The sequence below is a fragment of the Patescibacteria group bacterium genome, assembly GCA_041659765.1.
Taxonomy (GTDB): domain Bacteria; phylum Patescibacteriota; class Patescibacteriia; order UBA9934; family UBA9934; genus JAGORL01.
The window spans coordinates 232,241-254,861 of sequence record JBAZXR010000001.1 but is presented as its reverse complement, the minus strand read 5'-3'; the positions used below and the strand labels follow the sequence as shown (position 1 = coordinate 254,861).

Annotated in this window: 19 protein-coding genes; 11 read left to right on the top strand and 8 right to left on the bottom strand. The window is 51.1% G+C overall.

All coding sequences use genetic code 11. From position 1 onward, the window contains the following. Position 1 precedes the first annotated feature (1 nt). Positions 2 to 961: a UDP-N-acetylmuramate dehydrogenase gene (murB, locus tag WC813_01385; protein MFA5946655.1), complete on the bottom strand. Its 960-nt coding sequence runs from the start codon at positions 959 to 961 to the stop codon at positions 2 to 4. A 101-nt stretch (positions 962 to 1,062) separates the two neighbouring features. Between murB and WC813_01380 the strand changes: the two genes are divergently transcribed. The 6 genes from WC813_01380 to WC813_01355 all read left to right on the top strand — a co-directional run bounded on the left by WC813_01380 (position 1,063) and on the right by WC813_01355 (position 5,445). After that, entirely contained in the window at positions 1,063 to 1,329 is a 267-nt protein-coding gene (locus WC813_01380) for a hypothetical protein (GenBank protein ID MFA5946654.1), read from the top strand. 124 nt (positions 1,330 to 1,453) lie between these two features. Continuing rightward, entirely contained in the window at positions 1,454 to 2,281 is an 828-nt protein-coding gene (locus WC813_01375) for a hypothetical protein (GenBank protein MFA5946653.1), read from the top strand. 127 nt (positions 2,282 to 2,408) lie between these two features. Then, positions 2,409 to 2,699: a hypothetical protein gene (locus WC813_01370; GenBank protein MFA5946652.1), complete on the top strand. Its 291-nt coding sequence runs from the start codon at positions 2,409 to 2,411 to the stop codon at positions 2,697 to 2,699. A 128-nt stretch (positions 2,700 to 2,827) separates the two neighbouring features. Further along, entirely contained in the window at positions 2,828 to 3,178 is a 351-nt protein-coding gene (locus tag WC813_01365; GenBank protein ID MFA5946651.1) for a hypothetical protein, read from the top strand. Between the two features lie 183 nt (positions 3,179 to 3,361). Then, positions 3,362 to 4,597 carry a serine hydroxymethyltransferase gene (gene glyA, locus WC813_01360; GenBank protein MFA5946650.1) on the top strand — a complete coding sequence of 412 codons (1,236 nt, stop codon included), beginning with the start codon at positions 3,362 to 3,364 and terminating at the stop codon, positions 4,595 to 4,597. Positions 4,598 to 4,599: 2 nt separating this feature from the next. Further along, complete coding sequence (locus WC813_01355; protein ID MFA5946649.1) at positions 4,600 to 5,445, top strand: bifunctional 5,10-methylenetetrahydrofolate dehydrogenase/5,10-methenyltetrahydrofolate cyclohydrolase; 846 nt, start codon at positions 4,600 to 4,602, stop codon at positions 5,443 to 5,445. On the opposite strand, the gene WC813_01350 is transcribed toward WC813_01355, so the two are convergent. After that, positions 5,442 to 6,581: an aromatic amino acid transport family protein gene (locus tag WC813_01350; protein MFA5946648.1), complete on the bottom strand. Its 1,140-nt coding sequence runs from the start codon at positions 6,579 to 6,581 to the stop codon at positions 5,442 to 5,444. The genes WC813_01355 and WC813_01350 overlap by 4 nt on opposite strands. 76 nt (positions 6,582 to 6,657) lie before the next feature. Here WC813_01350 and dnaB point away from each other — a divergent pair, with 76 nt between their 5' ends. The 4 genes from dnaB (at position 6,658) to WC813_01330 (ending at position 10,692) form a co-directional block, all read left to right on the top strand. Next, the gene (gene dnaB, locus WC813_01345; protein ID MFA5946647.1) at positions 6,658 to 8,172 is read left to right on the top strand and encodes a replicative DNA helicase; all 1,515 of its coding nucleotides are present in this window, start codon (positions 6,658 to 6,660) and stop codon (positions 8,170 to 8,172) included. Between the two features lie 9 nt (positions 8,173 to 8,181). Continuing rightward, on the top strand, positions 8,182 to 8,487 hold the full coding sequence (locus WC813_01340) for a YbaB/EbfC family nucleoid-associated protein (GenBank protein MFA5946646.1): 306 nt from the start codon (positions 8,182 to 8,184) through the stop codon (positions 8,485 to 8,487). Positions 8,488 to 8,681: 194 nt separating this feature from the next. After that, on the top strand, positions 8,682 to 9,281 hold the full coding sequence (gene recR / locus WC813_01335; GenBank protein MFA5946645.1) for a recombination mediator RecR: 600 nt from the start codon (positions 8,682 to 8,684) through the stop codon (positions 9,279 to 9,281). A 742-nt stretch (positions 9,282 to 10,023) separates the two neighbouring features. Then, complete coding sequence (locus WC813_01330; GenBank protein ID MFA5946644.1) at positions 10,024 to 10,692, top strand: hypothetical protein; 669 nt, start codon at positions 10,024 to 10,026, stop codon at positions 10,690 to 10,692. A gap of 82 nt (positions 10,693 to 10,774) precedes the next feature. Here WC813_01330 and rplU read toward each other — a convergent pair whose 3' ends face one another. Continuing rightward, complete coding sequence (gene rplU, locus WC813_01325) at positions 10,775 to 11,086, bottom strand: 50S ribosomal protein L21 (GenBank protein ID MFA5946643.1); 312 nt, start codon at positions 11,084 to 11,086, stop codon at positions 10,775 to 10,777. A 245-nt stretch (positions 11,087 to 11,331) separates the two neighbouring features. Here rplU and WC813_01320 point away from each other — a divergent pair, with 245 nt between their 5' ends. Then, on the top strand, positions 11,332 to 12,339 hold the full coding sequence (locus tag WC813_01320; protein ID MFA5946642.1) for a CAP domain-containing protein: 1,008 nt from the start codon (positions 11,332 to 11,334) through the stop codon (positions 12,337 to 12,339). Here the strand turns inward: WC813_01320 and WC813_01315 are convergent. From WC813_01315 to WC813_01295, 5 genes are all read right to left on the bottom strand, one after another. After that, on the bottom strand, positions 12,336 to 12,956 hold the full coding sequence (locus WC813_01315; protein MFA5946641.1) for a sortase: 621 nt from the start codon (positions 12,954 to 12,956) through the stop codon (positions 12,336 to 12,338). The genes WC813_01320 and WC813_01315 overlap by 4 nt on opposite strands. Beyond that, entirely contained in the window at positions 12,925 to 16,341 is a 3,417-nt protein-coding gene (locus WC813_01310) for a hypothetical protein (GenBank protein ID MFA5946640.1), read from the bottom strand. The genes WC813_01315 and WC813_01310 overlap by 32 nt, the downstream gene beginning before the upstream one ends. 211 nt (positions 16,342 to 16,552) lie before the next feature. Further along, positions 16,553 to 20,899 (bottom strand): hypothetical protein, encoded by a 4,347-nt coding sequence (locus WC813_01305; protein MFA5946639.1) that lies wholly within the window; start codon positions 20,897 to 20,899, stop codon positions 16,553 to 16,555. Positions 20,900 to 20,994: 95 nt separating this feature from the next. Then, on the bottom strand, positions 20,995 to 21,480 hold the full coding sequence (locus WC813_01300) for a DUF192 domain-containing protein (GenBank protein MFA5946638.1): 486 nt from the start codon (positions 21,478 to 21,480) through the stop codon (positions 20,995 to 20,997). A gap of 35 nt (positions 21,481 to 21,515) precedes the next feature. Continuing rightward, positions 21,516 to 22,547, bottom strand: a complete 1,032-nt coding sequence (locus WC813_01295) for an MraY family glycosyltransferase (protein ID MFA5946637.1) — start codon at positions 22,545 to 22,547, stop codon at positions 21,516 to 21,518. Positions 22,548 to 22,621: the final 74 nt, after the last annotated feature.

The window sequence follows — 22,621 nt, the reverse complement described above, 5'->3', positions numbered from 1 at the left end:
CCTACCCCAAAAACTGTACTTCCTCCTCTAGTTGAATTCCGTAGTTATTTCGAATCTTCATTTTGACAAGAGAGATCAATTCCGCAATCTGGCTAGCCGTGGCTTTTCCGGTGTTCATAAGGAAGTTGCCGTGCTCCGTAGAAACCATAGCATCCCCCATCTTTGCACCCTTAAGTCCAGCTTGGTCGATAAGCCAACCAGCAGCCAGACGTTTAGACTTCAGCATCGCCTCCGGCACATCAGCATCCTGTTTTAATTTTTCGAGTGTGGACTCATCCGTATATTCAAAATTCTTAAACATGCAGCCGGCGCTGGCGGCACCGAGAGGCTGAGTCTTCTTTCGCTTGTCGAGGTTTGAATCGATGAGTGCTAATGCCTCGGTCTTGTCACCAGGAGTAAGCTTGAACGTCGCCTCGAGCACCACGTCATGGTTTCCGAGTTCTTTCAAAGCGCTGTGACGATATTTCATCTTCAAATCAGCAGCGGCGACGTTAATAACCTCGCCTTCTCGAAGCAATTTCACGGACACCAAATTATCTTTCGTCTCGCCACCGAAGCATCCGGCGTTTCCTCGCACAGCTCCTCCGATCGTACCTGGCAACGAAACGGCCCACTCGAAACCTCGAAGGCCCGCAGTTGCTGTCTGGCGAGCGACACTCGCCGAAATGGCCCCAGCTTCGGCCACAACAGTATCTCCGTTAATCGAAATATTGCGCATCGCAATTTTGATCACCAGTCCGTTGAATCCCTCATCAGCGACCAAAGTGTTCGATCCTCCGCCAAGCACAAAAAACTTGAGCCCGTTTTCTTTGGCTAGCTTCACTGCATCCGCAACATCCTGCACAGACTTCGCCTCAACAAAAAACTTCGCCGGCCCGCCGATTTTCATGTTCACGTGTTTTGCGAGTGGTTCATTCTCTTTGAACTGCGCTCCAAATCGCTGCTTTAGTTCTTCGATCATATCGGGATTTCCTTTACAACTTTATCACTTTATAACTTGCATTTTCTGATACTTTATACTATCCTATACCGTCGGCTCAAGCAACCGATACAGGAGGTAGCATGAAGACGTTTCGCGAATGGCAGGAATTCCACAAAGCGCTGTGGATCGTGCTCAAGGATCAGAAGTACTACGACCGCGTGGACGCCATCAAGCTCACCTGCGAGAACATCGGCGAGCAGATCGCCCGGGACAACAACATCATCGACTTCCACGAGAAGATGATCCTCCCTCCCAAACGCCGGCTCAAGAAGAAGGCCCGCGACATGATCCAGACCCTCCAGACCGGCCTCGACGAGCTCGGGATCAAGGTCTCGGTTCCGGCCTAGCTCCCCGTGCGGTATACATCCGCCCCCCCCCCTCTCTCGCGAGGGGGTTTTTGTTTGACGAAAGCGAAAAATCTCTGTACGCTCCGTCCCGCTCACAATAGGAGGCGACGTGCTGAGTCTGATTATGTTCCTGATTGGAAGTGTTGCGTTCGGAAAAGAAATCAAGCGGTCGGAAGACATCCACGTGGACAAAGTCTGCGGTCCGGTACCGTGGGAAGCGTTTCAATACGCCAAGTACAAGGAGACGACCGAGAACGCGCAAGATGTTTCAGCTGAAGGTCAGGCGGACGTGGTCGCGAAGACCGGCACGGCGCAGGTCGGCGTCAAAAACAACGCCTCCCTGTACGTGGAGGGCGAGGTCGTAGATCTGGACCTTACCGGAGACCAGTGGACCGTCCTGTACCTCGCGTACATGGAGTGCGTGTCGCAAAGCGACTCGAGCAAGGACGTGAAGACGATGTGGCAGCAGGCGGTGAAGGGCAAAATCATCAAGAGCATGGACGACGTGTCCGCCTTCATGACGTCGGCACCGACGCTCCGAAACTCCTCCGCCAATATCTGGTGGAAGGAGATGAAGGAGATGATCGGAGAAGAGTTCGATCTGCAGGACGAAAAGATCAAGATCGCGTCCACCCGCGTCGACGCTCTCTACGAAGTCATCGCGGAGCTCCAGGAAAAAAGCGCGGGGTTCGAGGTCAACATCGCCGACCTGCAGGGCGAGGTCACCTCGCTGCAGAGCAAGGTCTCCGTCCTCGAAACGAACGTCACGTCCCTGCAGACGGAGGTTGCCGGCCTGCGGGATCTGACCGATGGGCAGAACGTGCTCTTCAAAAAGGATCTCAAAGAGATGGACGTTCGACTGTCCATCATGGAGACCCTCATGAAGTCCGTGGATCCGCTCGCAGACGGAACGACGGATGCCGCCATTACGGCGCCTCCCCTAGCTCCCTAGCGGCTCGCGTGACACTACGCATCCCCCTCGGCAACGAGGGGGTTTTTGTTTGACATGGGTTGGATTTTTCGTTATGATAGCTGGTTCGGAAAGCTCAAAGTTTTGGAGGTGACTAGTGACGGTCAACATGATTCAGAAGGCTATCAACGAGCTCGTCGAGTGGATCCAGGTCATGGAACAGTCGATGGACAAGGGAGAGGTGGCTACGGCCAAGAAGGCCATGGCTGAGCTGCAGAAGTTCGGCGTTACCGTGGCCAACAACCGCATCACCTACGGCGCCGTGCCGACGCTCGAGGGCGGCGTGCACGTAGCTCGCCCGTTCATCGTGGACTTCAACAAGATCCGCGACGCCTTCCTGAAGGACTACAACGCCTTCCTGAAGAAACGCGGTAAACGGCCTGTCCGCCTGGCCGCGTAATTCGTCCGCCTCCCCGAGGCACACAGCCCCCGCAGCAATGTGGGGGTTTTCGTTTGACTCGTTGTGTTTGATCAGGCATTATTCCCCAGCTAACCGCTCTTACGAGCATTGCAAAAAGTGAGGAACCGATGCCGACCGTCAAGCCCCCCAAGCGCCTCGAGCGCGCTCCGCTGACCACGCAGAATTACATGGACCGCATCCGCGCGGTCTGGACCAAGGCCCAGGAGCTCAAGGATGAGGACACCCTCGTCATGGTCCGACGCCGCCTGACCGGCACCTTCAAGATCACCATGAAGGACAACTCCCTCGAGTTCGACTTCATGCCGACCTTCAAGGACGATCAGCTGGCCATCAGGGACAGCTTCGCGAACAAGGTCACCAACCTCGAAAAGACCTTCAAGAAGATGTCCAACGACGTCCTGGCCATGCGCCAGGCCCCCGGCCAGACCAACCGCGAGCGCAACGCCGCGGCCAAGTAGCCACCCCTTCCGCGGAACCCCACGAGGTTCCGCGCACCCCAAAACTCCTCTCGGAAATGAGGGGATTTTTGTTTCAGTCATTCTGAGCGTTGCGAAGAATCTGATTGGTTAACCATTCAGATCCTTCGTCGCCGTGCTCCTCAGGATGACAGACGAATAAAATTCGACTACACTTTCCCCCATATGTACGAAGACCTCAAAACTGCAGACTCCGCGATTGCTGACGCCTTAGAGCTCGAACTCACACGCGAGCGCGAGGGACTTGAGCTCATCCCCAGTGAAAACTTTGTCTCGCCCGCTGTGCTCTCAGCTCTCGGCTCTGTGGCCACGAACAAATATGCCGAAGGCTATCCCGGCAAACGCTATTACGGCGGTTGCTATGCGGTGGATGTGCTCGAACAAACAGCGATTGATCGCGCTAAACAACTCTTTGGCGCAGAACACGTGAACGTCCAGCCGCATTCTGGTGCACCGGCCAACATTGCAGTCTACACTGCACTTTTGCAGCCGGGTGACACTGTGCTCGGCATGGATCTGTCTCACGGTGGACATTTAACGCACGGTCACCCCGTTACCGATAGCGCTAAGCGTTACAACTTTATCCGTTATAAGACTGATGCGGCTGGCAAACTCGACTATGACAATTTGGCGAGCATGGCGCGGGAGCATAAACCGAAATTGATCCTCGTCGGTTATTCCGCGTACTCAAGAGAGATCGACTACGCGCGAGTAAAACAAATTGCTGACGAGGTCGGGGCGATGACGATGGCAGATATTGCGCACATCGCCGGGCTAATCGCGGCAGGCGAGATGAACAACCCGGTCCCCTTATTTGACGTCGTCACCACCACCACACACAAGACCCTCCGCGGACCACGCGGCGGCATGATCATGTGCAAGGAAAAGTTCGCCAAGCAAATAGACAAAACAGTGTTCCCAGGTTTACAGGGCGGTCCACACATGAACGTTATTGCCGCTAAGGCCGTTGCTTTTGGCGAAGCACTCAAGCCAGAGTTCAAAGAGTATGCTAAACAAATCAAACTGAACGCCAAAGTCTTTGAACGAGAACTCTCGGCCAAGGGCTACAAACTCATGTTCGGCGGGACGGACAACCATTTGTTGCTTGTGGATGTTTCTTCGAAGGGTGTCACCGGCGGTGAAGCGCAGCACGCGCTTGATGAAGCAGGGATCACCGTGAACAAAAACATGATCCCAGATGACCCGCGCTCCCCCATGGATCCGTCCGGCATCCGTCTCGGTACGCCGGCCATTACCACTAGAGGGCTCAAGGAAAATGATATAGTGAAAGTCAGCGAATGGCTCGACCGAGCCATCATGGCCAAAGCAGATCCGGCCGAGCTCGCAAAAATCAAAGAAGAAGTAAAACAATTCATGTCCCAGTTCCCGCTCTACATGTAATTATGACCGAGATCCTGAACGGCTCCGTCCTGGCCAAAACCATTCGAAACAAAGCTACCAAGCGTGTAGCCGGTTTTGAGCACCCGCCGGGACTGGCCGTGATTCTAGTGGGCGATAATCCAGCCAGCTCGCTCTATGTGAGCCTCAAAGAAAAAGCGGCAAAAGAGGTTGGGATTTACGTCGAGCGCCATCAGTACACCAATGATGCGTCAACAGAACATATCGTCGAAAAGATTAACGAGCTGAATGCCCGCAAAGACATTAACGGAATTTTGGTCCAGCTCCCTCTACCTAACCAAGACACAGACGCCGTTATCTCTGCTATCCACCCAGTTAAAGACATAGACGGCTTTCACCCAGAAAATCGTAAGGCTCTGCTCCAGAACGCCCCAGTCCTTGTCCCGCCGGTAGCTCTATCTATCATGCGTCTAGTCCAAGCCTCACGTCAGCCAGTTTCTGGCAAACATGGGGTGATCATTGGCAACTCAGAAATCTTTGCCGAACCAATTATTGAACTCATGCGCGAGGCCGGAATCTCGGCCACATTTGTTAGAAAAGATGCCCCGGGAATTGAGGCTATCACTCGGGCCGCCGATATTTTGGTTGTGGCCGTGGGCGAGGCTAATTTTCTGACCAAGGACAAAGTAAAAGATGCGGCTATTGTTATTGATGTTGGTACAAACAAAACGAATGGCAAAACCACTGGTGACGCTTCAGAAAACCTCCTCGGCCACGCTGGTTTCCTATCCCCGGTTCCTGGAGGTGTCGGCCCGCTTACCGTGGCCTATCTCCTCATGAATGTCATCAAGGCGAAAGAGTTACAAGACCGAGCGCTTAATCACAACTAGCCCTGGACCAGTTCAGTGATAGTTAAGAGCAGCATCCCTGAGTACATAAAGAAAGTTAGTAACACTAACCACTGCGGAATAGACAGGGTGTTTTTTGGTATGTCATGGGAAATTCTGGCGCGTTCATAGGCTAAAATCAAGAAGATACCCAACAGCGAACCTAAAATGCCACCAGTCAAACCAATGACTGAGATAAAGTTAGTAGCGCCAGCTAAGACAAAAATCATCGGCAAAGCAACCACCGCGCCCCAGGCCAACAAATACCCCATCCGCCAGTCATAAACCAGAGCGTTCGTCAGGCTAACCGTAGTTGATAAATAGGCGCTCATCACGATTCCAAGCCCGAGAAGTGAGCCGAGAGATTCAGCTAAAGGCCCAATAATTGGCGCGAGTCCAGTAATTGCCTCCGACGAAGTCCCGACTCCCGTGACGCCAACCACCAAAAAACTAAATACCGCATAGAGAATACCAATCACTGTCATGCCCACAATGAGCGACCTGCGCATTAATTTTCGATTTCTCTTAAGGATGTCCCGCATGTCAGGCACAGCCGACAAACCGCTAAAGGCGAACAATAAAATACCCAGCGATAAAACCGTATTCTGCGGTTGAAAACTAGCGAGGTTTGAAACTGACATATGATGCGCCAAGACGAACGCGTGAATAATCACGAGCAGCAAAATTAACGGAAACAAAATCCCTTGCAAACGTACCAAGAAAGATAACCCGCCGCCGGCTAACAGCGAGCCGACTAACCAAAAAACTAGCAGATAAATAAGCTCTGAACCGCCCAAAAACTGAGAGAAAACGGCATGAGCGAATGATCCGCCTACGATCACATAAGCCAGCAAGGCTCCGTAGTGCGCCCCAAAGTACGCAATACCCGCCAGCACCTTTTCTACACCGTTTAATTCATGGCCAACTACTGATAGATACCGTCCGTGGCCATTTCTAATCAAAATTAAATCCGAATAAAGCAACAGCGCCATCAAACTCAAGAAGCCAACGGCCACCAGAGCGACTAGCCCAATAGCAAAACCAACCTGGGCAAAGGCGTAGGGTAGCCCAAAAATACCCACCCCGATCACGGTGCCTAAAAGCGGCCTCATTCCTGTCCATACCTGTCTAGCCTCCATAATTACCCTCATTATAGCTTATCCCCGCTTCGTCCACTTCCCCTCGCTTGACGGCCAGGTTACCATCCGTACGTCTATGGCCACTGTGGGAAGAATTCCGCCGCATAATCTTGAAGCTGAACAGTCTATTTTAGGCGCGCTTTTTCTAGATCAAGAAGTCATGTTGAAAGTGGGCGATATTTTACGACCGGAAGATTTTTACAAGGATTCTCACCGCATTATTTTTGAAACAATGGTCGAGTTGTTTGAGCGACACGAACCGGTTGATCTATTAACCGTTGGCAACAGACTCGATGAAAAAGGCACGCTCAAAAATATTGGCGGACGTACGGCGCTCGTCGAACTCACCAACTCGGTCACGACCGGCGCACACTCGGCGCACTACGCAGAAATTGTCAGCAAGAAAGCTGCACTCCGCAGACTCTTAAAAGCTGCTGGCGAAATTTCCGAACTTGGTTTTGATGAAGAAAACGATGTTGATTCCGTTTTAGACGAAGCCGAGCAAAAACTTTTTAGTGTTTCCACAAACTTCATCAAACAAACATTCTTCCCGCTTCACTCAGTGCTCACCGCCGCGTTTGAACGTATCGATGAACTTCACAAAGATCCAGGGAAGCTCCGCGGTGTGCCAACAGGGTTTACGGGCGTCGACAACCTACTCGCTGGTCTGCAAAGATCCGATCTCATCATTCTCGCGGCCCGTCCATCCGTGGGCAAAACCTCCTTTGCACTAGACATCATGCGGGCCGTGGCCATGAAGACAAAACTACCGGTAGGCCTCTTCTCTCTAGAAATGGCCAAGGAGCAGCTAGTAGACCGCATGATCTGTGCAGAAGCAGGCGTGGACCTTTGGAAGCTCCGTACAGGCCGACTTAGCGACAAGGACGATGATTTCCCACGCATCGGCGACGCCCTCGGCAGATTGTCCGAGGCTCCCATCTTCATTGATGACTCGCCGACTGCCAGTATCATGAGTATCAGAACTAAGGCTCGAAGATTGCAAAGCGAGCACGGACTCTCCATGATCGTGATCGACTACTTGCAGCTCATGGAAGCCAGACAGAAAACCGATAACCGCGTTCAGGAAGTGGCCGAGATCTCTCGAGGACTGAAACAAATCGCCCGCGAGTTAAACATCCCCGTGCTCGCCCTTGCTCAGCTCTCGCGTGCCGTCGAACTTCAGAAACCAGCCATCCCGCGCCTTGCTCACTTGCGTGACTCAGGATCAATCGAGCAAGACGCTGACGTGGTCATGTTCTTATATCGCAAAGCAGCCGACAGAAACTATCAGCCGGAAGAATTAACGCCGGAGGAGAAATCGAGCGCCGAGCTGCACATTGCTAAACACCGTAACGGTCCAACGGGCATGGTGAAACTCTTCTGGGATGCGGCCCGAGCGTCATTCAAAAATATGGATACGCGGTATTCAGGAGGGTCGGCTGGCGGGTCGACGCATGGGTCGACCCCAACCACGGCATCGAATCCGTTCCCCCAACCGCCAACCTCCGACCACCAACAACCTCCCGCTCCTAATCTCCAAAACCGCAACCTCCCTCCCGGTATTCCCCCTAAAGGCTTCAAGCCAGTATAATTAAAACCTATGTTCAACAAATTGAAACAATTCAAAGAAATGCGTGACGAAGGCAAGAAGATGAAAGCCATGTTAGACGAAGTTGTAATAGTTGGCTCTGGTGCTGGCGGTAAAGTCATGATCACCATGAACGGCAGCCATGAAGTGCTCGGAGTTGCAATCGAGGAAGGACTCGATAAATCTCGAACCGAACAAGGGGTCAAAGAAGCCATTACGGACGTAAACAAGAAACTCCAGGGCGAGCTCATGAAAAAAATGCAGGCCATGGGCGGAATGGGAGCACTGGGAGATATGATGAAGGGAATCGGAGGCTAACCTGAACCATCAGGTTTCAGGTGTCAGGTTAAGGAAGGAGAATTACTGAATTGGATCCCATCCTGAGCGAGAGCGAAGGATCCGACTTTCCCCTCTGAGGGTCGGACTCTTCGCATGGCTCAGAGTGGGGACGAAATTGGATTCTTTGTTCAGGCTCCAAAACCTGAAACCTGACACCTGATGGATGCATTTGCATGAGAAAATTCCCCGCTCCAATTCACAACGCAATGGCGGCTATGGGTCGATTGCCGGGAGTTGGGCCGAAGACTGCGCTTCGGTATGTTTTTGCGCTGCTGCATCTGAGAAAGGACGAGCTCGATCTCGTGGCACGCGCGATCGAAAACCTCAAACGCGTGGCTACCTGTACCACGTGTTTTACCTACGCCGAAAGTAGCATCTGCGATATCTGCTCGGATGCTCGGCGTGCAACCGATGTCCTCTGCGTCGTGGCTGAAGCGCGAGATATTTCGACCATTGAGGCGACCGGCATGTACAAAGGCCGGTACTTCGTGCTCGGTGGCGTGTTAAATCCAATCGACGGCTATACGCCAGACACACTGAACGTCCGCCAGCTGAACGACCGGCTCAAGGCAGACCTCGGAATCAAAGAAATTATTTTAGCCTTCTCTCCGGACGTTCATGGCGAAACTACTATTTTATATTTAAGCCGCCTCTTAAAAGGCGTCGACAAAAAGATTACGAGGCTTGCCCGCGGCCTCCCCATGGGCGCTGATATTGAGTATGCAGACGAAGTAACGCTGGCAAGTGCACTGAATGGAAGAAGTGAAACATAAAAAAAACCGGCAGCTAGTCTGCCGGCACGAAGCCTCACCCGACTCACGCGGCTTTAACGATGTTAGCCCGAACGGCATAATTCACATCACCGAAGTGTTTCAAGCAAAATCCTCTAACCCTGACCGTATCACCACACCCAGGAACCGGGCACGGTGTCGGCGGTGGTTTCTTAACTTTTGGAAACGGCTGCCCCACCGCCTTGAACGCCTTCCGCCAACGATGAAGATGGGATCCGCATCGGTGACGGGAGTCAGCGGTTTTCCCACAGCCCGGCTCAATGCACAGGATTTCTCTCCCATGACCCTTCTTCAGCTTCGTCAGCCGAAACAGATTAGCGAATACCACCAAATGCGGCATACACCACTCGCGATACACCCGGCGACTGCCACAACCAGGAATAGCGCATCGTTCAGCAACAGGCGTGTCGGGAGCGACAGAAACAGACGCAGGCTCTATGCCGAAATGCTTCGCCACAGTCGCTCTGGAGACACAAACCGTGCACAGCCCATCACCACTAAACGCTTTGCGCGGGCAACCCTCTGTTTTGCAGGGCTGCCGAACATCCTCAAACGGATTAAACGGCATCCCTACCTCCTTAATGCGAGCTGGAGTAGACCAACCTTTTGAATAATTGTCAAACAATGTAGCCAATATTAACTATAAAACTTGCAAAAATCCTTGCAAACTGCTACGCTTTCTTGTCGACTATCATCGACCGCACAACACTGACTGGAGGATCAGATGTCCTATCCGCTCGTTGGCCTACTCGACGAAGCTCGCCGCCTGGCACATGCAGGCGCCCGTTCCAATGAGGAAAACGAGGTGCTAAAAACTGCCCTCCAAAACTTCATCCAGAGACCGCTGAGCGGTAAAACCGAGGAACATACAGAGCTATTCAGCAAGATGTCCACGCGGATTTCTGAAGTGGGCCTATCGCAAAAGGTATTCAAATACCTGCACAACCGTGGTGTCGTCTTCGTAGGCGAAGCATACATGCTCCGCATCGAGGGTAAGTCCGGCAAGGGTTATCCAATGCGCCCCGACGTCTTTGGAGAGCTGGAAGAGAAGCTGAGACTGCCACAAAGTACTCGATCGCTCACTGCAGGCTGGCGGCCTCCCTACTGGGAGGAGCCAACGTTTATCAAAGCACTCAACGGAGCGCCCGAAACGTACGGTGAGGTGCCAATCTGGAAGGACGGAAAACGCTACCATTGGTTCAAAGGAACCACCATGGGCGAGTTCCTCATCAGGTGCCGACAAAGCCGTAACCGACCACATTCGCCGTCATACTGCGACGGACGGAATCGGTACAATCCGGCCATGGAAACTCTCCAAAAACAAATCGCTACCGGCAATCTCCACGCCGCCGCGATCATCCCTCCTGACTGGGAACCGCCGAAGGCGCCCTAGTCTCTGCCCCTCCCCGCCAACGTGGCGCGCGGAGGGGGTTTCTTTTTCAAACAAAAACGAGGCCCGGGGGCCTCATTCTTGTTTAGGAAATCTTTTCGATTTCGATGATGGTGAAGGGCTGGCGATGGCCGACGTTGCGGCGATAGCGGACCTTGCGCTTATACTTGATCACAGAGATCTTAGTATCGCGGCCCTGTTCGGCGATTTTTGCCGAGACGGACACACCCTTTACTTCTGGGTTGCCGACCTTCACGTCCGTTCCGTCCTCGTTAGACACGAGCATGGCCGGGAAAGAAATAGTCTTACCCACTTCAAGGTCAATTTTTTCTACCTGGAGTTTGAGTCCCTCTTTTACAAGGTACTGCTTACCGCCAGTGGTAATTACTGCGTACATAATAATTTAGTGCTGCCCAGGCGTCAGGTTTCCCTGAACTTAAGCCCTACGCAAGCCAATGATTAACGGCAAAAGTGTAACGGACACGGGAGGATTAGTCAACCTCTGCATGGTACAATGGAGGCATAACTGTGAAAAGCAAAGGAATAAAAGGGTTTTTGAAAAACCACTTTGTCCCGCACCACGGGAACAAGCACACCCCGCATGTCTTGAGCCATGGGGCGCTTTTTGGGTATTCTGTGGGAATGGTGGGACTCAAATTTGTTGTTTTAGCAACCGCTATCGCCCTACCGGCCGCAAGTCTATATTCGTCGGCGATCACTCCAAATAACATCATCTCGTTGACTAACTCATCGAGAACGAGCCTCAGCCTCACCCAACTCGTCGAAAATTACAGGCTCGACGCATCTGCCCAAGCAAAAGCAGAAGACATGCTCGCCCATCAGTACTTTGCCCATACTTCGCCGGACGGAGTAACGCCATGGTCATGGATCAAGGGACAGGGCTATTACTATCAGAACGCCGGCGAAAACCTGGCCGTTTACTTCACCCAAGCTGAAGACGTAACCGCCGGCTGGATGGCCAGTCCCACCCACCGCGCGAACATAGTAGACACCCGCTACACGGATATCGGCGTAGGAGTTGCGCAGGGAGAATACAACGGGTATCCAGCTATTTTTGTGGTTCAACACTTTGGTGAGCCGGTAGTTGTGGCCGCAGTACTCTCGGACCAGACGCGACTAAACAAGCCAACCGAGGAGCCTCTTCCAATCGAAACAACAGTTGTAACCCCCGCCAAAGCTTCGTATCACATCTCCGTAAAAAATACCGAAGCTACTGCGGTCTCGGCCCAGCTGGGTACTGTCTCTGTCCCGCTGAAAAAATCAGTCGCCGGCGAATGGACTGGTTCGGTTCCGGTCAACACCAAGACGATCCCAAATTCTGGACAGGAATTAATGGTGATCGCCTCAGACAACAATGAACAAAAAGTAGAGTCAGCAGCCATCATTGCCCCAACCTCAACTACGCAAGACCTATACGCCTTTGGCAGCAGCCAGCCAGAAGCAAAGGTTTTCGGAATAAAACTTGGCGGCCTGAATGATTCCGTGACCAAAGTCTATTTAATCGCCATCATCTTTCTTTCTTCTCTGCTCCTCATTACTCTTATTGCCAAAATGCACTGGCGTCGTCTGCCGCTCGCCGCTCACGTGCTTGGAGTCATCGGCATTGCTATCATTCTCATGGCTATCTAGTCTTCAAGCAGTCTGGCTAGCACTATAAACCGTTTAAGAGCGGTTCCAAGCGGGTAAGAAGTCTGAACGGAGAGTAGCTTTTCTTTAAATTCGTATTGGCTTAACACTGACAGATCATTGGGCATGACTACCTTAGTCTCAAAAACTTCATAGACAAACTGCCGGCCAGCGTGATCGGTCAAGGTAATTTTTTCGCCGTTCTGAATTTGCGGCAAAGGAGCAAAGATGGTTTTGTATTGGCCGATTGACCACGGCAAGTCACTAGAGTGACCGAAAATGTAGACGTTGCCAAACTCACCCGGCATGGCCGTACCCGGATAATGGACTACGCCTCTGGCCAGGGCTTCGGAATAAGCACCCTCGCCCTTTTTAGTGATGTAGATAATCGGTGCAGAAATCTGCAGCGACGGAATGCTAAGCGTATCGGGGACGTATAAAACTTGGAGCGAGTCCTCGACCGACACTTCATTGGCCATTTCTCGGATAAAAAAGACCTTCAAATTCTTAAAGGCATAATCCACTTCCGCGATGAACAGCGAAAGAAAAAGCACCCCGAAGAAAATCAGGATGCTTCTTCCCCAATGCTTATTGTTTTTTACTAGCTCTTGAAGCGACATATGCCGCACCGCCAATCCAGACTACCAACATGCCTACTGGGAATCCAGTGCGTGGCAATTCTTCGTCAGTAGCGCCCAAAACCTCTGGGGTGGGCGTAGGCAAAACTACCGCGTTATCAGCCGTATCAGTATCGCCAAGCACAAGCGGAGTTGGCGCCGGAATTGGAACAGGAGTTACAGCTGCGGCCGCTAGATCATCATTGGTGATGATACAAGTAGCAACTTGGCCCGTGATAAGCGTACCGGAACAACCAGCGCTCATAGTAACTGCATACCCGGATGAGTTGGTCTGTGTGACCGTATATGAACCAGCTGATAAAGCCACGTTTACCCCGCCAGTGTTGCCAGCAAAGCTGATCGTGGAAATGGCTGACATGTTAAACGTTGAGGTCAGTGCAGGATCTTCACCATTAACGTGGGCCTCAAAGGACGGAGCTAACAAGCTGCCACCGTTGTTATTGATCACATTGGTGATCACAGTGACGCCAGTAGTCCGAGTCATACCTCCTCCTCCACCGCCGCCCCCACCACCATTTCCACCTCCCCCGCCACCGCTAGTTGGCGCAGTACCGAAAGTGTTTGTGATGGTACAGGAATAGTGTTGACCGCTTTCTACCACAATGACGCCAGCGTCTGAACAGTCGCCAGAGAATACTGCTGTGTAATCCTCAGCGGTGAAAGTCTGACTTTCAGCCGGTGTTTCGCTGATCTGATAAGTCTCAGGTGCAAAAGCATTCTCAACTCCAGAGTCTACATCTGTACCACGAATCGAGGTTCGTCTAATTCTGGAGGTGCGAACATTGAGCACGAAATCAGTCACTAGAACTTCCTCAGAAGTATAGTTGGTGATGACTTTAGTGACGCGAATAAAGCCATCTTCATTTTCGCCTGGCAGATCGTCATACGTGACAGTACAAATCTTAGTCTCACCCTGAACAATACTACCCACACAGTCTGGGCTGTATGAAACTACGTATCCAGCTTCATCAGAAGAAGTTAAGCTGTAGGTTCCAGGATTAACAGTTAGCCACACCCCATCATTATCGTTCTCAAATGTTTGGTTCGGGCCTGCACTCTGCAAGGTCGATGCCGTCTCATAAACGTTTAGGGTTGGACCGCCATTATCGTTAGTGATGATACCGAAAACGTGCAGCCGCGCAGGCTCAATCGTTGGACAGGCCTCGCTAGAAGATGACGCGGTAGCTGGGGTCATGTCGTTAGCCACAGTTAATGCCCAGGTTACTGGCGTGCCATCAAACTCAACTGAAAATGCAGCATCAGGGTAGGCGGCTGAAGCACCAGCGGCAAAGATCTCTGGCTGACCATAGCTATTGCCCTGCAATCCTCCCCCGGTCACTGAGTTATCTGCACCAATGGGCAGATAGACAGCGGTCTGGTTTGTGTTGTTGAAGCCGAAGTAAGCAATGTAAGTATTGTGGTTGGTTGGAGCGACGCATTGTACAGAAGGCAAGATGTCCTGGGTTGGCAAAAGAGCCGGGCGATCGTCATTCGTCACTACACAAATTCGGGTTTCGCCAACCGCAATGCTACCAGCACAACCTGCGCCGAATGATTGAGCATAGGCTGGATCTATAGCTTCAGAAACCGCGTACTGACCCGGATCAACCAAGACAGATACCCCGGCCTCATCACCAGTGACCGGAATTACGGCGCCATGCGTATCACGAACTTCCAGCATGAAATCCGCTGCTACCTTAGTGCCGAATCCGCTGTCGTTGACCACATGCTTCTGCACGATGATCGTACCCTGAGTTGGCGAAGGAACCGCGTAGGTGTTAGTGATAGTACAGGTCTTAGCTTCACCGTTAGAAATAGTGCCTGAACAATCAGCGCTCTTCTGACCGGAATAATTCACCGCCAAGCTCTCGTCAACCGAATACGCACCAGCATTCATCTGCACCAAAGTACCAAACAATGACCCCTCAAATGATTGAGTTGACTGAACTGAGTTTGGGAATGATCCGGTCACGGTCATTAAAAAATCTTTTGAACTCATGGTCCCGCCAGCCGTGTTATCTACCTGTTTAATGACCGTCAGGGTGCCAGGGATATCGTTGTTCGTGATAGTACAGGTCTTGGCTTCCCCGTAAGCAATAGTGCCCGAACAATCAGCGCTAGGTGAATCAGAGTAACCAATATTGGCTATTTCAGCCACTGAATAAGCACCTGGATCAAGAGTAATAGTAATGCCGGTCTCCGAACCAGACACAAACGCTGATGAAGGATTATTAGCAGTAACCTCAAAGGAGAAATTCGCAGCCACCGCGGTGCCACCGTTATCGTTCACCACCTGTTTAATGATAGTCAGCTGAGGCTGCGTCAATTGAGCGTTAGTGAAGGCACAAGAGGCATTGACGCCCGTAAAATCAGCCGTCACCGTTGCGGTGGCGGTCGCACCACTAAAGACGCAGTTCGTTCCCGATCCGCTTGAAAAGGCATATCCAGAAGGTCCGGCACCTTCAGTCACCGTGAAGGCCTGCGTGCCATTTGCTCGAACATTATCAAGCACAACAGATGACTGGTTGGCCGGAATATTAACTACACTAGATGCTGAAATGCCATCAATGCCCGGAGTAACCGTAAATGACCAGTCGGATGGCTGAGCGGTGCCACCAGACACAATTTTAGTGATCGTCAGCGAAGGAAGCTGGACCACGTCATTAGGATTCACCCCTGACGGCTGAGCGCCACCATTCGAAAAACGAACATCCAAGCTGGCACCGTTAGCTGCACTAGCGTCAACACCTAATCTGGCACAAAAGACCACCTGCACTGTTGTCTGAGCTGGAACGCCATTTGCCGTAATACTATAAGTACGCTTCGAATCATTATTATTAGAAACTGGACCAGAAACACTCACGGTCAGCGCGCCACCAACGGTTGTTCCGTTAGAAAGCTGTGTCCCGGCATACACAAAGTCATTCAAATCATCCGCCAGAAGAGGGTTTGGCAAAAGGGAGGTGATATTCTCCAGTTGAGTAAAGGCTTCACCGGTTGCTGAATAGTCATGCTGAATTTGAGCGACAATATTTCCTGCACTGTCATTCGTATTTTCAAGCGACAATACAAAAGGAATACAAGCGGCTTCTGAATAGCCCCGCAAACTTCCGTTTGCAAAAGCACCTGCTCCAGACTGGCTTGTAACGTCATTGGTCATTGATCCCGACAACCGGAACGGAACGAGATCAAGGTTAGAGTCCGCAGCGTCAACAGAAATAGTCTGCGTCAAGATGGACGTAGTATATAAAAATAACACAATGAAGGCGGTAGGAGCCAAAAATGACCTGGCCATCCCGCTACCTTTTTTATTGAATTTTCTTGTTGCGCGTCGTGCAGCTGAAATGAGCCCCTGGATGAATTGCATAGAACAGTAAGGATAGAAAGCAATAGCTTAATGTAAGTCACCAAAACTGTCTAACAAACCATTACGATGTGCCCAATGATAACATGATTTTTATTAATAAATCCAGCCGAAAGCGAGGGTCTGACGACAACCGATATTTTCAGTGCAGTTGCAAAATAACTGAAACTAAAATCCCGGGAAATATATCCCGGAATTTTTTTTGGGGAGCTAATCAAAGCTCAATCCGGCGCCTTAGAATCGATCTATCGATAACCTCATCTCCAGTCATCGGTGTGCCTTCGTTAAGCTCGTTCATGAGCGTTGAAGGAATATCAATCACATAATCTGCCCAGCTACTGCCAAAAAGACTGGCGGCCATATCTTCATTCGGAATATGGTGAATAACGCCCTCATCCGCCACCGAAGAAACCTTCGGAGATGTCTGAACCTTCACTAGAACAACGCCAGGCTTCGGAGGCATAGGAGACCCCAAAGCAAGAAACGACAATGTAGCGTCCGTAACTACCCGTACGTTGTCGAACGTCGATTGATAGGTGTGGAATATTTGAGGGTTAGCAAACGGACGACGAGTTAGACCCGGCTCAACAAGATACACGGTGGTATAGGACGAAGACCGAATATACTCCCCAGTCGTAACCGGAGTTACCCCTTCCGGAAATATAGGAACAGACGGAACATCGACGTTTGGAGTTGGCGGGGTCTCAATGACTGGTTCGGGAGGAATCTGAATGGTAAATACCCCGGAAGTTCCCGTTACGGCCTGCGTTGTCAAATCAGTTAGAGCAACTTTTACTATAGCTGACGATGTGCTGATATTTGGCACCGCCCACTGATAACTTCCGGAATTTCTAACGCCCTGTTCCACGAGAGTATAGTTCCAACCTCCATCAATTGAATAAGAGATGTCGGCATAATTCACATACTCTCCGCCTGTACTCCAAGTGATGAGGTAAGGCTGGCCACCCAGAAGACGATCCGCCTCGACTGGAGCAATAACATTGATGGTTGGTGGGCGAATAACGATCTGTGGCGGAGAATAACCAGAGGAACCAGCCCTATCATTGTCCGTGACATTAGCCACGACAGACGCGATAGCGATACCGTTATAGAGAGGATCGGCAGAAGATGCTGTATGCGTAATGGTACCCGTGTGATTACCCTCAACGACGGCGTCATTAGCTGCAGTCACAGTTATTGTCTGCGGAACGTTCCAGTTGAGCGTAGTAAAAATAACACTGGACGAATCAACCTCTACCTGGACGTCGGGAAATACCGTAACCGTTACATTTGTCACTGGCTCAGTGAGCAGAACGATCGTGTAGGAATCCGTTGCTCCGCCCTCCGTTACGTCCGTTGTCCCGGCAGATTCAACTACTGAGTTTCCTACAGTGTCATTATCGTCATTGATGACGGTTACGTCAGCGGGATTGATAACGTTATAAATTAAGTCAGCGGAGGAGGCTGTAGCCAGAACAATGTGATAGGTAATGTTACCGTCATCAATAGAATCATTAACTCCAGTAACCGTAATCGTCTGCGGAGTAGCCCAGTTCACACTTGTAAAGGTTAGCGATGCTGCGGATACAGTGCCCTCGGCTGTGTTGTCGGAGGTTACACCAATAGCAACATCGGCAGTTGGCTGAGTGTCGAGAACAACGGTAAACGTCGCCGTGCCAAGCAACTCAGTGGTGTGGCCAGAGATCGCGCCAACCGTGACGCCAGCGGTGTCATTATCAGTTACATGAGCAGTAACGCTCGCCACTGAAAGTCCGTCATAACCCAGATCAGCCGAGGTCACAGCATGAGTAATTGCGGCATTCTCCGGACTCGTTTCATCGATCAAATCGTTCACAGCTGTAACCGTAAAAGTCTGTGGTGTGGCCCAATTAACCGTGGTAAATGTTAGCGGGCCGCTGACTGTAGCATCGGCATTGCCAGTAGCCGTGACCACCACGTTGGCAGTCGGCAATTTATCTAAAACCGCAGAATATGTGTCCGTCGCTCCACCTTCCGTAACATCCGTCGAACTAGCACTCTCGACGAGAGTTACACCAGGCACAGCGGCGCTCAAGAACCAATTGGTATTGTTGCCGCTATCAAAACAATCATCTATACAGGACATTTGGGTAACGTTTGTATTATTGTTGTCCTTCACGTCCAGCGAAGCTAAAACGCGAGTTCCCTGCGGATTGATGTTCGCTTGAGTTGCTGGCGTCGAGCTCCGAAGTGAAAGTCTCTGACCAACTGCGCCTTGGAGCGTGAGGGTGTTTGAAATAGTCGTTGTTGAGCTAGCGGCAAAGGTTAGAGTCCGGGCCACGGTTACCGTTTTTGTAAGATTATAGAAAGTGGTGTTTCCGGTGACGCTCTGGTCAGTCCCGTTCAAGGTTACCGTTCCAGACCGAGGCGTAAACGTTGCGCTGTTGGACCAATTCCCGCCCACGGTCAAACTATAGTTAGAAGCAGAAACATCAAGTACACCGGCGGTGATAGTAACGTCGCCATTGACTACGGTGTTTTGGGCCAGAATAACACTCTGACCAGAACCCTTATTCACGATGATGCCCCCACCAAAAGCCTCGCCAGTAGTGAGCGTGCAATTGCCATACCCGCTAGCAAATGTCATCGGTGCGGTAGAAGTAAGCGTTCCACTATTTGTAAAACTTCCGCCGACAGTGATTCCCGATCCGCCAAAGAGAACAGTCTTACCTGAACCGATAGAAAACAACCCCGCCGGATTATAGCCAGTCGCAATGTTCATTGATGTCGCATTAGTAAAATCATTAACCGTGCCGTTTAAAGTAGAACCGTTAGTTGATACGAACGTTCCGGAACCGACCATTGTAAAGGCGCCATTATTAGTCAAAGTAAACACGTTAATATTCCCCGTGGTATTCAACGTTCCGCCCGAATCAATGACTAGATTAAAGCCAGAACCGGTATCGGAGGCGGCGATAGTTTGTCCGTTACGGACCGTAAATGATGACCCACCAGTTTTAGCTAGAACCACGGTCGCTCCAGTGATAGTATTAAAATCCCCAGTATTAGTGACCCCCGTATAGTGCATGATTTCAGATGAACCCCAGCTAGCGCCAAAATTAAGCACTCGACCAGAAATGTTAAAAGTGCCGTTATTATCAAATGCACCAGCAATATAAAGGGTGGTAACGGCCGGATTCAGCGTGAGCGTATCACCTGATCCAATAACCATATTTTCCGGTGGATTATAGGCCATACCAACCTGAAAGTCCGTAGCATTGCTCAAATCATTAGTGGCGCCGTCAAAGGTAACACCACGTTCTGCATGAAAAAAACCGGCAGTACCCATGACAAAGTTTCCGTTGTTAGTTAGTCTGTGGACTCTGAAATCACCAGTAGTCGTCAGTGTTCCTAAGGCATCTACAACTATACTTGGAGTGGCGCCTGTTACTGTAGAAGCGGTAATGCTTTGGTTGGCAAGCACAGTAAAAGCTGCGCCCGCTGCCTTACCGATTGTAACGCTGGCACCAGTAAGAGCCGAATAATCGCCAGTACTCACCGCTCCGTAATAATTGGTGATTTGGCCGGCACCGTAACCCGAATCAAACTCAAGAGTTCGTCCGCTTACATTAAATGTTCCTTGGTTATTGTATGCACCTCCAATATAAAGAGTGGTGACCGCGGGGTTCAGCGTAAGTGTGGCACCGGAACCGATCGTAAATGGTCCATTCGGGGAGAAAGCAAGACCAACCTGGACCCCGGTAGCTGCGTCTAGATTATTTGTAGTACCGCTGAAAGTAGCTGTACTTTCAGCACGAAAATAACCGGCTCCGTTTGTATAACTACCGTTGTTTGTAAAGATATAATATAGGGAATCGCCAATAGTCGTGAGAGACGCCCCAGCCTCAATAGTCATGTATGGGTCTCCGCTGATCGTAGCGATAAGCGTAGTTCCGGTTTTAATTGTCTTAGCCGAACTGTTAGAACTAATCGTGACAGCTACGCCCGTATCTCCTGGCCCGACGTTAAAGTTCCCTGTCCCGGCAGTATAAGTAAACGTGCTTAAACTTGAACTAACGATCAAAGTCTTACCCGTGCCGGCCATTGTTCCGCCGGTCATGGAAAAATTTCCATTCAAGGTCCAAGTACCAGAGGTTGGTGTGTAGGCACCGGCCGTAATTGAGAACGCACCGTTTATCGTGAGGGCGGACGAGCCGCCTGTCCAAGTACCCGTTGTCGAAGCCTCAGTATACCCGCCGGAACCAATAGTGAGGGCCGTGCCCTGAGTAATCGTGCCAGTATACCCGGTAGCGATGGTGATCCCGCCAATAGCCGAGCCAAATCCAGCATCAATCGTTGAATTATTATGTGGCGCCGCGGCAGAAGTAGCGTCAAAAACAACCGTGTCGCTCGCCGTTGGACAAGCGTCACCCACCCAGTTAGCGCAATCACTCCAGTTATCAGTTGTACCGCCGCCATCCCACGTGAAGGCAACGGCGTGGGTCAACGGAATCTTAAAGAGGAACAAAAAGGAAATAGCCATTGATCCAGCCACCCCCAAGATGATAAGAATTTTCTTCATACTATATCTTCAAATAATGCGGGTAACCGAACAAAATCAGATTCAAAATCCTTTACATTATACTCTTACCTCTCCAGCAAATATTCAGTTATCCTCTAGCGCCCAGAGATGCGGTCTCCGATCCTCAAACCATTTCTAGCGGCAAAGCCCGCCGGAAATTCAAAAACAGTATCCGCAGAAGCTGGTTTAGAAGAAATTTGAGCCGGTTTTTCATTTTTTTGTGGAGCCTGGATGTTTTCATCAATTCTCACGATCGAACCGTTTTGTACCCACAAAAAATCGAGCGAAAATAACATCCCGCGCATTTCAAAGGTCCTCTCTTCGCTGTTACCGAAGGTGAACATCATACCCTCTGCGCCAAGCTTATCTGCCGTTCTGCCGGACAATCCTTGGTACCGCGCAGTTGGGGTATTAGCCACCAGCACCGTATGGCTTCTTCCACCAATAGTGACCGTCTGCGCAATCACCGGTAAAGCGATCTTCGAGTAAACAGTGAGACCAATCATCAGTGCCACAAAAATACCTAAAATCCACAAACTTGTTCGTACCACTCCCGGCATGCCTTCGTGATGTTCTGACATAAGCTGAGAAGTTATAAAGTAATAAAGTTGTAAAGTTATAAAGCCTGAGACCGTCGAGCAAGCGTCCGAACGACACCCATAAACAGAAATACCAACCCTGCCAGGATAACCAATTTAATCAAATGGGAAAAGAAGAGCGTCGTCAGGCCGAACAATAACGAGAATGACGCATACACCGCAACCACTTGCCACTCAGAGAGTCCCGCGTCGAACAAGAGGTGATGGAAATGGTATCTGTCCCCGCTCGTGATTGAGCGATGCTCGCGCAGCCGTCGATACATCACCTGGATGACGTCGAGACATGGCACGCCAAGGACAAGAAGGAGTGTCACCATTTTACTCCCAGCAATAATGGAAAGCACGCCCAGGGTAAACCCAAGGAAGGTGCTTCCCCCTTCGCCCAAGAAGATACGCGCAACAGGCAGGTTCCAGAGCAGGAAACCAACGAGCGCTGCGACAAACATGAGAGCGAGGAGAACGACGTCCGGTTGGAAGTACATCTTGGTCAAGGCGAGGGCTGCGATCATTAGTGAAGCGATCGTCGCTACGCTCGTCGTAAGTCCGTCAACTCCGTCGAGCAGCTTGGTCGCATAGCTCATCACGAGAAGCCAGACGAAAGTAATGATTGCGGAGGCCATCGAACTGACAATGATCGCGTCGCCAACTGGGTTCGTCAGCTTCGACACGCCAATACCCACTAGACTCGCGATGAGTGCCGCGAGTACGGGGAACCACACGCTATATTTAGGCGAGAGTCCAAGCTTGTCGTCGAGTGCTCCGCCGATCATGAGCATGAGCGCAGCAGCAAAAAATCCCAAGTACTGCGTAAGATCAATTTCACCGGAGGTGAGATGGTTGGAAAACCCAAGCACGAGCACGGTCGGAACGAAGAAGCCGAGGAAGACTGCAGCTCCTCCAAGCAGTGGCGTTGACACGCGGTGAATCTTCCGTCCTCCCGTTGGCTCGTCGACGAGGCCAAATTTCGTCGCAAGCAAAATCACGAGCGGCGTAACGCTCGCGGATACAACAAATGCGAGAGCAATGGGGAGTGGAAACCACACTGGCATAGCATTGTCTCCACTCTGAGCTTTGCGAAGAGTCCGACCCTCAGAGGGGAAAGTCGGATCCTTCGCTCTCGCTC